General features: G+C 58.2%; 12 protein-coding genes. 10 read left to right on the top strand and 2 right to left on the bottom strand.

What is annotated here, in order from left to right; genetic code table 11:
• Positions 1-107: 107 nt before the first annotated feature.
• Complete coding sequence (locus AC1RS8_RS22410; protein ID WP_340316442.1) at positions 108-2810, bottom strand: [protein-PII] uridylyltransferase; 2703 nt, start codon at positions 2808-2810, stop codon at positions 108-110.
• Between the two features lie 41 nt (positions 2811-2851).
• Entirely contained in the window at positions 2852-3634 is a 783-nt protein-coding gene (gene map / locus AC1RS8_RS22405) for a type I methionyl aminopeptidase (RefSeq protein WP_489339894.1), read from the bottom strand.
• Between the two features lie 371 nt (positions 3635-4005).
• On the opposite strand from map, the gene rpsB reads away from it, so the two are divergent.
• From rpsB to AC1RS8_RS22355, 10 genes are all read left to right on the top strand, one after another.
• Complete coding sequence (rpsB, locus tag AC1RS8_RS22400) at positions 4006-4743, top strand: 30S ribosomal protein S2 (protein ID WP_007978390.1); 738 nt, start codon at positions 4006-4008, stop codon at positions 4741-4743.
• Between the two features lie 189 nt (positions 4744-4932).
• Positions 4933-5796, top strand: coding sequence for a translation elongation factor Ts (gene tsf / locus AC1RS8_RS22395; RefSeq protein WP_008052779.1), 864 nt, complete (start codon positions 4933-4935; stop codon positions 5794-5796).
• 214 nt (positions 5797-6010) lie between these two features.
• A complete protein-coding gene (pyrH, locus tag AC1RS8_RS22390) occupies positions 6011-6754 on the top strand; it encodes a UMP kinase (protein ID WP_008000043.1) in 744 nt (247 codons plus the stop codon).
• On the top strand, positions 6751-7308 hold the full coding sequence (gene frr, locus AC1RS8_RS22385; protein WP_008019552.1) for a ribosome recycling factor: 558 nt from the start codon (positions 6751-6753) through the stop codon (positions 7306-7308). The genes pyrH and frr overlap by 4 nt, the downstream gene beginning before the upstream one ends.
• Before the next feature lie 13 nt (positions 7309-7321).
• The gene (uppS, locus tag AC1RS8_RS22380) at positions 7322-8077 is read left to right on the top strand and encodes a polyprenyl diphosphate synthase (RefSeq protein WP_057716173.1); all 756 of its coding nucleotides are present in this window, start codon (positions 7322-7324) and stop codon (positions 8075-8077) included.
• Entirely contained in the window at positions 8077-8883 is an 807-nt protein-coding gene (locus tag AC1RS8_RS22375; protein ID WP_057716172.1) for a phosphatidate cytidylyltransferase, read from the top strand. The genes uppS and AC1RS8_RS22375 overlap by 1 nt, the downstream gene beginning before the upstream one ends.
• Positions 8880-10070: a 1-deoxy-D-xylulose-5-phosphate reductoisomerase gene (ispC, locus tag AC1RS8_RS22370; protein WP_057716171.1), complete on the top strand. Its 1191-nt coding sequence runs from the start codon at positions 8880-8882 to the stop codon at positions 10068-10070. Before AC1RS8_RS22375 ends, ispC begins: the two co-directional genes overlap by 4 nt.
• Positions 10071-10123: 53 nt before the next feature.
• Positions 10124-11476 (top strand): sigma E protease regulator RseP, encoded by a 1353-nt coding sequence (rseP, locus tag AC1RS8_RS22365; RefSeq protein ID WP_489339896.1) that lies wholly within the window; start codon positions 10124-10126, stop codon positions 11474-11476.
• Between the two features lie 74 nt (positions 11477-11550).
• Entirely contained in the window at positions 11551-13926 is a 2376-nt protein-coding gene (gene bamA / locus AC1RS8_RS22360; RefSeq protein ID WP_057716169.1) for an outer membrane protein assembly factor BamA, read from the top strand.
• A 45-nt stretch (positions 13927-13971) separates the two neighbouring features.
• Positions 13972-14475, top strand: coding sequence for an OmpH/Skp family outer membrane protein (locus tag AC1RS8_RS22355; RefSeq protein ID WP_007990260.1), 504 nt, complete (start codon positions 13972-13974; stop codon positions 14473-14475).
• Position 14476 lies beyond the last annotated feature (1 nt).

Raw genomic sequence — 14476 nt, 5'->3', positions numbered from 1 at the left:
TTGCTCGCGATGGTCGTCAACGATAACGCGTTCTTGCCAGAATAACGCGGCGTATTTGAGTTCATCGCGAGCAAGCTCGCTCCTACAAAAGGCGGGCCGTTGTTAAGTCAGATGCTGATGCGCGACAGTTTGATATCAGGTTCCTGGTTGACGCTCAGTTGTTCGACGATCGCATCCTGCAGGCGGCTGCACAGCAGCGGGTCGGACAACGGCTGATTGTTGGCGTCGGTGATGAAGAACACGTCTTCCACGCGTTCGCCGAGGGTGGCGATCTTGGCGTTCTGCAACGACAGATCGAACTCCAGGAAGATCGTGCCAATCCGCGCCAGCAGGCCCGGGCGGTCGGGCGCAGTGAGTTCCAGCACCGTCACCGGGCGCTGGGCGTCGTTGTGGATCGTCACCTGTGGTGCAAAGGCGAAATGCTTGAGCTGACGTGGCACCCGACGCTGGATGATGGTCGGGTAGTCGTCCGGGTTGCGCAGGGCTTCGGTCAGGCCCTCGCGGATCTGTTTGACCCGCGCCGGATTATCGCCAATCGAGTCGCCGTCGGTGTCGAGCACGATATAGGTGTCGAGGGTGAACTGGCTGCTGGAGGTGATGACCCGGGCGTCGTGAATGTTCAGGTTGAGCTGGTCCATCGTTGCCACGGTCACGGCAAAGAAGTCGTGCTGGTCCGGGGCATAGATGAAGATCTGCGTGCCACCTTCGAACTCGCGCTGGGTGGTTTCCTTGACCAGCACCAGTGGTCCGCCGTCGGCCGGTTGCTGGAGTATCGCGTCGCTGTGCCAGGCCACGTCGCCGGCGGTGTGGCGCAGGAAATAGTCATCACCCAGCTGCGCCCACAATTGCTCGACATCGTCCGGGTCGGTGCCGCCGCGCACCAGGATATCCAGGGCGGCGCTCTGGGTCTGGCGGATCTGCTCTTCGCGATCCACCGGGTTCTCCAGGCCACGGCGCAAGGCGCGCTTGGTCTCGGTGTAGAGCTGGCGCAGCAGGCTGGCGCGCCAGGAGTTCCACAGGGTCGGGTTGGTGGCGTTGATGTCGGCGACAGTCAGCACATACAGGTAGTCGAGGCGGGTTTCGTCGCCAACGATCTGGGCGAAATCGTGGATCACCTGCGGGTCGGACAAGTCCTTGCGCTGGGCGGTGGTCGACATCACCAGGTGGTTTTGCACCAGCCACACGATCAGGCGACTGTCCCACGTGGGCAGTTGATGACGCTGGCAAAAGGCCTCGGCATCCACGGCACCGATGTCCGAGTGATCGCCATGCCGGCCTTTGCCGATGTCGTGGTACAGGCCGGCCATGTAGATCAGCTCGGGCTTGGGCAGCTTGCCCATGACTTTGCTGGCCAGCGGGAATTTTTCCGACACCTGGGTGTACTGCAACTTACGCAGGTGTTTGATCAGGTTCAGGGTGTGGGCATCGACCGTATAGATGTGGAACAGGTCGTGTTGCATCTGCCCGACGATAAAGCCGAATTCGGGCAGATAACGCCCAAGGATGCCGTAACGGTTCATTCGCCGCAGGTTGCGGTGGATGCCGATCTTGCATTTGAACAATTCGATAAACAGGCTGGTGTTGCGAATATCGTTGCGGAAGTCGTCGTCGATCAGGTGGCGGTGTTCCCGCAGCAGGCGAATGGTGTCGGCGCGTACGCCCTTGATTTCGGGCTGCTGGGCCATCAGCACGAAGATTTCGAGCATGGCGAACGGCGTGCGGCGAAAGACGTTGTCGTTGCGTGCCTCGATGTAGCCGTCATGCAACTGGAAACGCGAGTTGATCGGCTGCGGTGGCGCTTCGTCTTCCGGTGCGAGGATGACTTCCTCGAAGTGCTGGATGATCAGGTCGCTGAGTTGGGCGATGCTCATGACCACCCGATAATACTGTTGCATGAAGTTTTCGATGGCTTGCTTGGCGTCGTCGCCTTTGAAGCCCAGCAGCCCGGCAATGGTGCGCTGGTGATCGAACAGCAGGCGGTCTTCGGCGCGGCCGGCCAGCATGTGCAGGGCATAGCGAACCTTCCACAGGAACTCCTGGGAGGAGGCGAGCAGGGCGTTTTCGCTCTCTACCAGGAATCCTTCGCCTGCCAGTGCCCGCAGGTTCAGGGTGCCGTACTCGCGACGGGCCACCCACAGAATCGTCTGGATATCCCGCAGGCCGCCGGGTGAGCCTTTGACGTTGGGTTCCAGGTTGTATTCGGTGTCGTTGTACTTGTGGTGGCGAGCCTTTTGTTCGGCATGCTTGGCCAGGAAGAAGTCCTTGCTCGGCCACATATGCCCGGTGCTGGTGACGTCCAGCATGCGTTGGCGCAAACGCTCGGGGCCGGCGATGGTGCGGCTTTCCATCAGGTTGGTGACGACCGTCAGGTCGGCGCGGGCCTCGACGGCGCATTCGTCGACCGAGCGAACGCTCTGGCCGACCTCCAGGCCGATGTCCCACAATAGCGTCAGAAAACGCTCGATGGAATCGCGGAAAACCTCGTGGTCGGCGCTGTCCAGAAGGATCAGCAAGTCGATATCGGAATAAGGGTGCAATTCGCCACGGCCGTAGCCGCCGACCGCGACCAGCGCGATGTCGGCGTCCTCGCTCCAGCTGAACTGCTCCCAGGCCTTTTGCAGGATGTTATCGACGAACCAGGCGCGATCCTCGATCAGCCGGCGAATGTCCCGGCCATTGCGAAAACGCGTGTCGAGCACTTCGCGGGCCTGGCGGATCGCCTTCTTGAAGGCCGCGATCGGGCTTGCCTTCAGGGCCAGTTCAGCCTGGAACTGGCCGCGGTCGAAGAGTTCGGGATCCACCTGCGGCATCGATTGGCTTTCCTTTCTATAGGCGATGTACGGTAGCGGGATCAGGCCGAAACGCGAGGGATGGTGTCATCACTGCGCAGGGTGAAGATCTCGTAACCGGTTTCGGTCACCAGCAGGGTGTGTTCCCACTGTGCCGAGAGCTTGCGGTCCTTGGTGATCGCGGTCCAGCCGTCGCCCAGTACCTTGGTGTCGGCGCGGCCCTGGTTGATCATCGGCTCGATGGTGAAGGTCATGCCGGCCTTCAGTTCCATGCCGGTGCCGGCGCGGCCGTAGTGCAGGATCTGCGGCTCTTCGTGGAACACCTTGCCGATACCATGGCCGCAGAATTCGCGAACCACCGAGAAGCCGTTCTTTTCCGCATGCTTCTGGATAATTTCGCCGATGTCGCCCAGGCGGCAGCCGGGTTTGACGATCTCGATCGCCTTGTACATGCATTCCTGGGTCACCTGGGACAGGCGCTCGGCCCAGACCGGTACGTTGCCGACGTGGAACATCCGGCTGGTATCGCCGTGGAAACCGTCCTTGATGACGGTGACGTCGATGTTCAGGGTGTCGCCATCTTTGAGCGGCTTGTCGTTTGGAATGCCATGGCAGACCACATGGTTGATCGACGTGCAGATCGACTTTGGATAGCCCTTGTAATTGAGCGGGGCAGGGATGGCTTTCTGCTCATTGACGATGTAGTCGTGGCAGATCTGGTTCAGTTGATCGGTGGTAACGCCTGGCTTGATGTATTCGGCAATCATTTCCAGCACATCGGCGGCCAGTTTGCCGGCGATACGCATCTTGGCGATATCCTCGGGAGTTTTGAGGGTGACGGTCATACAGGCTCTCTCTGCGCCAGGCGGCGCTTTCTAGACGGAAGGGGCAATGCGCGATCGAACTTCGCGGCCCTGAAAAATACGATTCTACCAGACGATCAGCGCAAATCTGCGGCTGTGTGCATCGCTTCTCTCTATAGAATGGTGCATTCTTGGCGGATTCCAAGGGGTGGAACAAAACGCTCGCCAGGATTTCAGAATCCGGGTTCCGTTTTGCCCTGTCTTGTGATATAAAATGCGCCGCTTTCCGGGGATGTCCCGGGAAGCCTAAATCCACACACGTGTCGACACGATGACCTGGGTGCCTTCAGCTGATGCTGCTGGTTGGTCATTGGGATACGTGGAGGCCAAACCCGACTTATTAAGGAACTATCATGTCCCAAGTCAACATGCGCGATATGCTGAAGGCCGGTGTGCACTTCGGTCACCAGACCCGTTACTGGAACCCGAAAATGGGCAAGTACATTTTCGGTGCGCGTAACAAGATCCACATCATCAACCTTGAAAAAACCCTGCCAATGTTCAACGAAGCTCTGACTTTCGTAGAGCGTCTGGCCCAGGGCAAAAACAAGATTCTGTTCGTCGGCACCAAGCGTTCCGCTGGCAAGATCGTTGCTGAAGAAGCAGCACGTTGCGGTTCGCCGTACGTCGATCACCGCTGGTTGGGCGGCATGCTGACCAACTTCAAGACCATCCGTGCTTCCATCAAGCGTCTGCGTGACCTTGAAGTACAAGCCGAAGACGGTACTTTCGCCAAGCTGACCAAGAAAGAAGCGCTGATGCGCACTCGTGACCTGGAAAAGCTGGATCGTTCCCTGGGCGGTATCAAGGACATGGGCGGTCTGCCAGACGCTCTGTTCGTTATCGACGTTGATCACGAGCGCATCGCGATCACCGAAGCCAACAAGCTGGGCATCCCGGTTATCGGCGTAGTCGATACCAACAGCAGCCCGGAAGGCGTTGACTACATCATCCCAGGCAACGATGACGCAATCCGCGCTATCCAGCTGTACATGGGTTCGATGGCTGACGCTGTCATCCGCGGTCGCAACAATGTTGCCGGCGGCACCGAAGTTTTCGTTGAAGAAGCTCCGGTAGCAGCAGCTGAGTAATTGACGCCTTGGCGTTGACTCAGTAAGCAAAAAGGGGGCTTGGCCCCCTTTTTGCCACCTCGAAAACCATTTGTCGGCGCCCACTGCTCTATCTGTAACGTGCGGCAGCTAACAAGGGTGGTTCGGGAAGAATTGATCGCCCGTTCGATCGGGTGGAATGGTTGAAAACCTATCCAAGAGGATTTTGAAATGGCAGAGATTACTGCAGCGTTGGTCAAAGAACTGCGCGAGCGTACTGGCGAAGGCATGATGGACTGCAAAAAGGCCTTGACCAAGGCTGGCGGCGACATCGAGAAAGCCATTGATGACATGCGTGCTTCGGGCGCCATCAAGGCTGCCAAGAAAGCCGGCAACGTTGCCGCTGAAGGCGCTATCGCCATCAAGGCTGACGACAAGGCAGCCGTGCTGCTGGAAGTTAACTCGCAGACCGACTTCCTGGCCCTGCAAGACGACTTCAAGAACTTCGTTGCTGCCTGCGTAGAAAAAGCCTTCGACGAAAAACTGACCGACGCAGCTCCGCTGATCGCCGCTCAGGAATCGGCTCGTGAAGCTCTGGTCGCCAAAGTAGGCGAGAACGTCAACATTCGTCGCCTGGTACGCGTAGAGGGCGACGTTGTCGGCACCTACCTGCACGGTAACAAGATCGGTGTTGCTGTTGTTCTCAAGGGCGGCGATGTTCAGCTGGCCAAAGAGATCGCCATGCACGTGGCGGCAAGCAACCCTGAGTTCCTGCTGCCATCGCAGGTCTCGCCAGAAGCCATCGAGCGCGAGAAGGGCGTTTTCCTGACCCTGAACGAAGACAAGATGAAAGGCAAGCCAGCTGAAATCGTCGAGAAGATGATCGCCGGCCGTATCACCAAGTTCCTGGCTGAAGCCAGCCTGGTAGAGCAAGCTTTCGTGATGAACCCGGAAGTCACCGTTGGTGCCTTGGCCAAGAAAGCCGGCGCTGAAATCGTTTCCTTCACTTACTTCAAAGTAGGCGAAGGCATCGAGAAGCCAGTGGACAACTTCGCAGAAGAAGTTGCTGCCCAGCTGGCTGCCGCCAAGCAATAAGACGGTTTTTTAACTGTCGCCCAGAAGAGGCTGCCCGCTCACGCGCGCAGCCTCTTTTCAGATGGGGTATCAATTTTTATTTGGTTTCCCTTTGGAACTGGCTTACAAAGCCATGTTCCGATGGCGCTGAAGCAGTGCCAAGCTAGAGTGAGCGTCAGCTGTAAAACAGCTCGCAAAGAATTTTTTTTTAAATACGCCGCAGGAGAGATTCGCAATGGCTCAGCAGGGCAGTGGTTATCAGGCTCGCTATAAACGCATTCTACTCAAGCTTAGCGGCGAGGCCCTGATGGGCTCGGAAGAGTTCGGGATCGATCCGAAAGTTCTGGATCGCATGGCATTGGAAGTTGGCCAACTGGTCGGCATCGGCGTTCAGGTTGGTCTGGTTATCGGTGGTGGCAACCTGTTCCGCGGTGAGGCGCTGAGCAAGGCTGGCATGGACCGGGTCACCGGCGACCACATGGGCATGCTGGCCACTGTGATGAACGCCCTGGCGATGCGCGACGCCCTTGAGCGCGCCAACATCTCGGCCATCGTGATGTCCGCTATTTCCATGGTTGGCGTGACCGATCACTACGATCGTCGCAAGGCCATGCGTCACCTGAATTCCAAGGACGTGGTGATTTTCGCGGCCGGTACCGGCAACCCGTTCTTTACGACGGATTCGGCAGCCTGTCTGCGTGCAATCGAAATCGATGCCGATGTCGTGCTCAAGGCGACCAAGGTCGATGGTGTCTACACCGCTGACCCGTTCAAAGACCCGCATGCCGAGAAGTTCGATCATCTGACTTATGATGAAGTGCTGGATCGCAAGCTGGGTGTGATGGATCTGACGGCCATTTGCCTGTGCCGCGACCACAAGATGCCACTACGCGTATTTAACATGAACAAGCCCGGCGCCCTGCTGAATATCGTACACGGCGGCGCTGAAGGGACCCTGATCGAGGAAGGCGAACAATGATCAACGAAATCAAGAAAGACGCTAAAGAGCGCATGCAGAAGTCTGTGGAGTCCCTGTCGCACAACTTCGGCCGCATCCGTACCGGCCAGGCGCACCCGAGCATCCTGGAAGGCGTGATGGTGCCGTACTACGGCGCTGACACCCCGATCAAGCAAGTGGCCAACATCACCGTCAAGGACGCCCGCACCCTGCAAGTTGTTGCCTTCGAGCGCAACATGCTCGGCGCAGTCGACAAGGCTATCGGCAGTGCAGGTCTGAACTTGAACCCGACCAACCTCGGCGAGCTGCTGCTGATCAGCATGCCGGCCCTGACCGAAGAAACCCGCCGCGGTTTCACCAAGCAGGCCCGTGACGTGGCTGAAGACGCTCGTGTTGCCGTGCGCAACATCCGTCGCGATGCCAACAGCTCGTTGAAAGACCTGGTCAAAGAAAAAGAGATCAGCGAAGACGAAGAGCGTCGCGCCACTGGCGAGATCGACGACCTGACCAAGAAATTCGTGGCTGAAATCGACGCGAAGCTGGCAGAGAAAGAAAAAGACCTGATGGCCGTATAAGGGTCGCGTTTTCATGGAAAAGACTAAGCAGACTGCACCGTCCGCGGTGCCGCGCCATGTCGCGATCATCATGGATGGTAACAATCGCTGGGCGAAAAAACGCTTTATGCCAGGTGTCGCCGGGCATAAAGCGGGCGTGGATGCGGTACGTGCAGTCATTGAAGTCTGCGCCGAGGCCAAGGTCGAAGTGCTGACCCTGTTCGCCTTCTCCAGTGAGAACTGGCAACGTCCGGCCGATGAGGTCAGCGCTTTGATGGATCTGTTCTTCAAGGCGCTGCGTCGTGAGGCCAAGCGCCTCAACGACAACAACATCAGCCTGCGCATCATTGGTGACCGCTCGCGTTTTCATCCAGAGCTGCAGGCTGCCATGCGTGAAGCCGAGGCCATGACGGTTGGTGCCAATCGTTTTGTCCTGCAGATCGCCGCCAATTACGGCGGTCAGTGGGATATCGCGCAAGCTGCGCAACGACTGGCGCGAGAAGTTCAGGCCGGGCACTTGCGTCCGGAAGACATCACGCCTGATCTGCTGCAGACCTGCCTGGTTACGGGCGATCTGCCGTTGCCGGACCTGTGCATCCGCACCGGTGGCGAGCACCGCATCAGCAACTTCCTGCTCTGGCAACTGGCCTATGCCGAGTTGTATTTCTCCGACCTGTTCTGGCCGGACTTCAAACACGATGCCATGCGCAATGCGCTGGCCGATTTCGCTTCCCGCCAGCGCCGCTTCGGTAAAACGAGCGAGCAGGTCGAGGCTGGAGCCCGGGTTTAATGCTTAAACAACGAATCATCACCGCACTGATCCTGCTGCCGATTGCCTTGTGCGGATTCTTTCTGCTTGAAGGTTCCGGTTTTGCACTGTTCATCGGGCTGGTCGTGACCCTTGGTGCCTGGGAATGGGCGCGTCTGGCGGGTTTTGCCGCTCAAGCGTACCGCGTTGGCTATGCCGCTGTGGTCGCTCTGGTGCTGTTCCTCATGTACATCCTGCCCGGCCTCGCGCCTTGGGTATTGGGCGCTTCAGTGCTGTGGTGGGCAGTGGCGACGTATCTGGTGCTGACCTATCCGCGCTCGAGCGAGCAATGGTCCAGTGCGGCGACCAAGTTGGTGATCGGCCTGTTGATTCTTCTGCCGGCCTGGCAAGGTCTGGTGCAGATCAAGCAATACCCGCTGGGTAACTGGCTGATCATGGCGGTGATGGTGTTGGTGTGGGGTGCCGATATTGGCGCCTACTTCTCCGGTCGCGCTTTCGGCAAACGCAAGCTCGCACCACAGGTCAGTCCGGGCAAAAGCTGGGAGGGCGTGTACGGTGGTCTGGCGCTGAGCCTGGTGATTACCACAATCGTTGGTCTGGTACGCGACTGGACGGTGGCCGAGCTGCTCAAAGGGTTGATCGGTGCCGCGCTGATCGTGTTCATTTCGGTGGTGGGTGATCTCACTGAAAGCATGTTCAAGCGTCAGTCCGGGATCAAGGACAGCAGTAATCTGCTTCCGGGTCACGGCGGTGTGCTGGATCGTATCGACAGCCTGACGGCAGCGATTCCGGTGTTTGCGGTGCTGCTGTGGATGGCTGCACCATGAGCCGCCCACAACAGATTACCGTTCTGGGGGCGACCGGCTCGATTGGCCTGAGCACGCTCGACGTCATCGCTCGTCACCCTGATCGATATCAGGTCTTTGCCTTGACTGGCTTCACCCGCTTGAGTGAATTGCTGGCGCTCTGCGTGCGCCATGTCCCGCGATTTGCCGTGGTGCCTGAGATCGCAGCTGCCCGCACCCTGCAAGATGATTTGCGCGCGGCGGGTCTCTCGACCCGTGTTCTGGTGGGTGAGGAAGGTTTGTGTCAGGTCGCTTCCGATCCGGAAGTCGATACGGTCATGGCGGCCATCGTCGGTGCGGCGGGTTTGCGCCCGACACTGGCGGCGGTGGAGACCGGCAAGAAAATTCTGCTGGCCAATAAAGAGGCGCTGGTCATGTCCGGCGCGCTGTTCATGCAGGCCGTGCGCAAGAGCGGTTCGGTGTTGCTGCCGATCGATAGCGAGCACAACGCCATTTTCCAGTGCATGCCGCTCGATTATGCCCGTGGCCTTGAGGTGGTTGGCGTACGTCGGATTCTGCTGACGGCTTCCGGCGGTCCGTTTCGACAGACGCCCATGGCGGAGCTGGCGAATGTTTCTCCCGATCAGGCGTGTGCTCATCCGAACTGGTCCATGGGGCGAAAAATCTCCGTCGACTCGGCCAGCATGATGAACAAGGGGCTTGAGTTGATCGAAGCCTGCTGGCTGTTCGATGCCAAGCCTTCGCAGGTGGAGGTGGTGATTCACCCGCAAAGTGTGATCCATTCGCTGGTCGACTACGTCGATGGTTCTGTTCTGGCACAGCTGGGTAATCCGGACATGCGCACGCCCATCGCCAATGCCCTGGCCTGGCCGGAGCGGATTGACTCGGGTGTTGCGCCGCTGGACCTGTTTGCCATTGCGCGGCTGGACTTCCAGGCGCCCGATGAAGAACGTTTTCCGTGCCTGCGTCTGGCTCGTCAGGCGGCTGAAGCGGGTAACAGCGCGCCAGCCATGCTCAATGCGGCGAACGAAGTGGCGGTAGCGGCATTTCTCGACGAACGGGTTCGTTACCCGGAAATCGCGAGTATCATCGAGGAAGTACTGAATCTGGAGCCCGTAGTGGCGGTGGATGATCTCGATGCAGTGTTCACGGCAGACGCGAAGGCCCGATTGCTGGCCGGACAATGGTTGAGCCGTCACGGGCGGTAAATGCTGCGGATAGTTGGCCCAGGCAGCAGCGGATAGGAATGCGGAGAAAGTAGATGAGCGCGCTCTATATGATTGTCGGCACCCTGGTCGCTCTGGGTGTGCTGGTTACCTTCCACGAGTTCGGCCATTTTTGGGTCGCGCGTCGCTGTGGGGTCAAAGTGCTGCGTTTCTCCGTAGGCTTCGGCATGCCTTTGCTGCGGTGGCACGACAAGCAGGGCACCGAATTTGTCGTCGCCGCCATCCCGTTGGGCGGCTACGTCAAAATGCTCGACGAGCGCGAAGGTGAAGTACCGCTCGATCAGCTTGATCAATCCTTCAATCGTAAATCCGTTCGTCAGCGCATTGCCATCGTAGCGGCGGGGCCGATTGCCAACTTCCTGCTGGCATTTACGTTCTTCTGGGTATTGGCAATGCTCGGCAGCGAGCAGGTGCGTCCGGTCATCGGCGCTGTCGAGTCCGGGAGTATTGCGGCCAAGGCAGGTTTGAGCCCCGGCCAGGAAATCGTGGCCATTGATGGTGAGGCGACTTCCGGCTGGGCGGCGGTGAACCTGCAACTGGTGCGTCGCCTGGGCGAAAGCGGTTCGTTGCAGATAGTAGTGCGCGAACAGGGTTCCACGGCCGACTCTCCTCGTGAACTTGCGCTGGACAAGTGGCTCAAAGGGGCTGACGAGCCCGACCCTATTCATTCGTTGGGGATTCGTCCGTGGCGTCCGGCATTGCCGCCTGTCCTGGCCGAGCTCGATCCAAAGGGGCCGGCCCAGGCTGCCGGCCTGAAGACCGGTGACCGGTTGCTTGCGCTCGATGGTCGTACGCTCGATGACTGGCAGCAGGTTGTCGATACCGTCCGTATGCATCCTGATACCAAAATCATGCTGCGGGTTGAGCGCGACGGTGCTCAAATCGACGTCCCGGTGACGCTTGCCGCTCGCGGCGAGAGCAAGTCGCCAAGCGGTTATTTGGGGGCAGGGGTGAAAGCGATCGACTGGCCGCCGGAGATGATCCGCGAGGTCAGCTACGGGCCATTGGCAGCAATTGGCGAGGGGGCTCGACGCACCTGGACCATGAGCGTGCTGACCCTCGATTCACTGAAGAAAATGTTGTTCGGCGAGCTCTCGGTAAAAAACTTGAGTGGACCGATAACCATTGCTAAAGTGGCGGGCGCTTCGGCCCAGTCGGGTGTTGCTGATTTCCTGAATTTCCTTGCTTATCTGAGTATTAGCTTGGGCGTTCTGAATTTGTTGCCCATTCCGGTACTGGATGGGGGGCATTTGTTGTTTTATCTGATCGAGTGGGTGCGTGGTCGTCCCTTGTCAGATCGGGTGCAAGGTTGGGGGATACAGATCGGTATCAGTTTGGTGATCGGGGTGATGTTGCTTGCTCTGGTTAATGATCTGGGTCGACTGTAACGCTTCGCTGAATTGCGAATCTGCCGCATTTTGCGGCAGTTTGTTTATTGCCAGTTGGAATAAGAAAGGACTTCATGAAACGTCTGCTGCTAACTGCGGTTCTCACCGTATTGATGATCGCCGAAGTTCACGCCGAGTCCTTCACTATCTCTGATATTCGCGTCAATGGCCTCCAGCGGGTCTCCGCGGGTAGCGTCTTTGGTGCTTTGCCGTTGAACGTCGGTGAACAGGCGGATGATCGTCGCCTGGTGGAATCCACTCGTGCGTTGTTCAAAACCGGTTTCTTTCAAGATATCCAGCTGGGCCGCGATGGCAACGTCCTGGTCATCACGGTAGTCGAGCGCCCGTCGGTCGCCAGTATCGAGATCGAAGGCAACAAGGCGATCTCTACCGAAGACCTGATGAAAGGCCTCAAGCAATCCGGTCTGGCCGAAGGCGAGATCTTCCAGCGTGCCACCCTCGAAGGTGTGCGTAACGAGCTGCAACGTCAGTACGTCGCCCAGGGTCGCTACTCGGCTACCGTCGACACCGAAGTGGTGCCGCAGCCGCGTAACCGCGTCGGCCTGAAGGTCAACATCAACGAAGGCACCGTTGCGGCTATCCAGCACATCAACGTGGTTGGCAACACGGTCTTCCCTGACGAAGACCTGATCGACCTGTTCGAACTCAAGACCACCAACTGGTTGTCGTTCTTCAAGAACGACGACAAGTACGCTCGTGAAAAGCTGTCCGGTGACCTGGAACGCCTGCGTTCCTACTATCTGGACCGTGGCTACATCAACATGGATATCGCTTCGACTCAGGTCTCCATTACGCCAGACAAGAAGCACGTCTACATCACCGTCAACGTCAACGAAGGCGAGAAGTACACCGTTCGTGACGTCAAGCTCAGCGGTGACCTGAAAGTCCCTGAAGACCAGATCAAGTCCCTGTTGCTGGTGCAAAAAGGCCAGGTGTTCTCGCGCAAGCTGATGACCACCACCTCCGAACTGATCACCCGTCGCCTGGGTAACGAGGGTTACACCTTCGCCAACGTCAACGGTGTGCCTCAACCGCACGACGAAGATCACACCGTAGACATCCTGTTCGCGGTCGATCCGGGCAAACGTGCCTACGTGAACCGCATCAACTTCCGTGGCAACACCAAGTCCGAAGACGAAGTGCTGCGTCGTGAAATGCGTCAGATGGAAGGCGGCTGGGCTTCCACTTACCTGATCGACCAATCCAAGACCCGTCTTGAACGTCTGGGCTTCTTCAAGGAAGTCAACGTTGAGACTCCGGCCGTGCCGGGTGTCGATGACCAGGTGGACGTCAACTACAGCGTTGAAGAACAAGCCTCCGGTTCGATTACCGCCAGCGTCGGTTTCGCCCAGAGCGCCGGTCTGATCCTCGGTGGTTCGATCACCCAGAACAACTTCCTGGGTACCGGTAACAAGGTCAGCGTCGGCTTGACCAAAAGCGAATACCAGACCCGCTATAACTTCGGCTTTGTCGACCCCTACTGGACCGCCGATGGCGTGAGCCTGGGTTACAACGCGTTCTACCGCACGACTGACTATGACGAGCTCGATACTGACATCGCCAGCTACGCCGTAGACAGCCTGGGTGCAGGTGTGAGCGTTGGCTACCCGATCAGCGAGACTTCGCGTCTGACCTTTGGCCTGACAGCTCAGCAGGACGAGATCAAGACAGGTGTGTACACCGTTGACGAGATCTTCGACTTCGTTAACAAGGAAGGCGACAAGTACCTGAACTTCAAGGCTTCGGCCGGTTGGTCCGAGTCCACCCTGAACAAGGGTGTGCTCGCTACCCGTGGTCATTCCCAGAGCCTGGTGCTGGAATCCACGATTCCAGGCAGCGACCTGTCGTTCTTCAAGCTCGACTACCGTGGCCAGTTGTTCCAGCCATTGAGCGAGAACTACACCATGCGCCTGCACACCGAGCTGGGTTATGGCGATGGCTACGGGTCGACGGATGGCTTGCCATTCTATGAAAACTACTATGCTGGTGGTTTCAACTCGGTTCGTGGCTTCAAGGACAGCACCCTGGGGCCTCGCAGTACACCAAGTACCGGCAAGAACCCTGGTACAGCGGTCGACCCGGACCAGGATCCGCTGCCGTTCGGTGGTAACGTCCTGATCCAGGGTGGTGTGGAGGTTCTGTTCCCGCTGCCGTTCATCAAGGATCAACGCTCCCTGCGGACCTCGGTATTCTGGGATGTGGGTAACGTGTTCGATTCATCTTGCTCGGATACCACAAACGCGGATGGCTCGAAGTCCAACACCAAGTGCAACGATATCAGTCTGAGCAACATGGCCAGTTCCGTCGGTGTGGGTGTGACCTGGGTCACCGCACTGGGTCCTCTGAGTTTCGCCTTGGCCATGCCAGTCAAGAAACCGGATGACGCTGAAACTCAAGTGTTCCAATTCTCTCTCGGCCAGACGTTCTAAGCGTCTGACCCAAGATAACGACAATGAATTTTGTAGGGGTGCATCGTGCGTAAGTTGACTCAATTGGTTCTCCTGGCCAGCGTACTGGTCGCTGGTCCGGCGTTCGCCGACATGAAAATTGCTGTTCTGAACTATCAGATGGCTCTGCTGGAGTCCGATGCGGCCAAGAAATACGCCGTGGATGCCGAGAAGAAGTTCGGTCCTCAGCTGACGAAGCTCAAGACGCTGGAAAGCAGCGCCAAGGGCATTCAGGACCGTCTGATGGCCGGTGGCGACAAAATGCAGCAGGGCGAGCGCGAGCGTCTGGAGCTTGAATTCAAGCAAAAGGCCCGTGACTTCCAGTTCCAGTCCAAGGAACTGAACGAAGCCAAAGCCGTTGCCGACCGTGAAATGCTGAAGCAGCTCAAGCCGAAACTGGACAGCGCTGTGGAAGAAGTCATCAAGAAAGGTGCTTTTGACCTGGTCTTCGAGCGTGGCGCAGTGATTGATGTCAAGCCTCAGTACGACATCACTCGCCAGGTTATCGAGCGCATGAATCAGCTGAAGTAAC

The sequence above is a fragment of the Pseudomonas sp. GW821-FHT12A04 genome (genome assembly GCF_058807755.1).
The sequence above is the reverse complement of the archived record's forward strand: the minus strand, read 5'-3'. Positions and strand labels throughout refer to the sequence as shown.

Excerpts from the sequence above, each read along its gene's own strand:
- tsf (WP_008052779.1), top strand. The coding sequence starts at position 4,933 with ATGGCAGAGATTACTGCAGCGTTGGTCAAAGAACTGCGCGAGCGTACT.
- ispC (WP_057716171.1), top strand. The coding sequence starts at position 8,880 with ATGAGCCGCCCACAACAGATTACCGTTCTGGGGGCGACCGGCTCGATT.
- pyrH (WP_008000043.1), top strand. The coding sequence starts at position 6,011 with ATGGCTCAGCAGGGCAGTGGTTATCAGGCTCGCTATAAACGCATTCTA.
- rpsB (WP_007978390.1), top strand. The coding sequence starts at position 4,006 with ATGTCCCAAGTCAACATGCGCGATATGCTGAAGGCCGGTGTGCACTTC.
- AC1RS8_RS22375 (WP_057716172.1), top strand. The coding sequence starts at position 8,077 with ATGCTTAAACAACGAATCATCACCGCACTGATCCTGCTGCCGATTGCC.
- frr (WP_008019552.1), top strand. The coding sequence starts at position 6,751 with ATGATCAACGAAATCAAGAAAGACGCTAAAGAGCGCATGCAGAAGTCT.
- bamA (WP_057716169.1), top strand. The coding sequence starts at position 11,551 with ATGAAACGTCTGCTGCTAACTGCGGTTCTCACCGTATTGATGATCGCC.
- map (WP_489339894.1), bottom strand. The coding sequence starts at position 3,634 with ATGACCGTCACCCTCAAAACTCCCGAGGATATCGCCAAGATGCGTATC.
- rseP (WP_489339896.1), top strand. The coding sequence starts at position 10,124 with ATGAGCGCGCTCTATATGATTGTCGGCACCCTGGTCGCTCTGGGTGTG.
- AC1RS8_RS22410 (WP_340316442.1), bottom strand. The coding sequence starts at position 2,810 with ATGCCGCAGGTGGATCCCGAACTCTTCGACCGCGGCCAGTTCCAGGCT.
- uppS (WP_057716173.1), top strand. The coding sequence starts at position 7,322 with ATGGAAAAGACTAAGCAGACTGCACCGTCCGCGGTGCCGCGCCATGTC.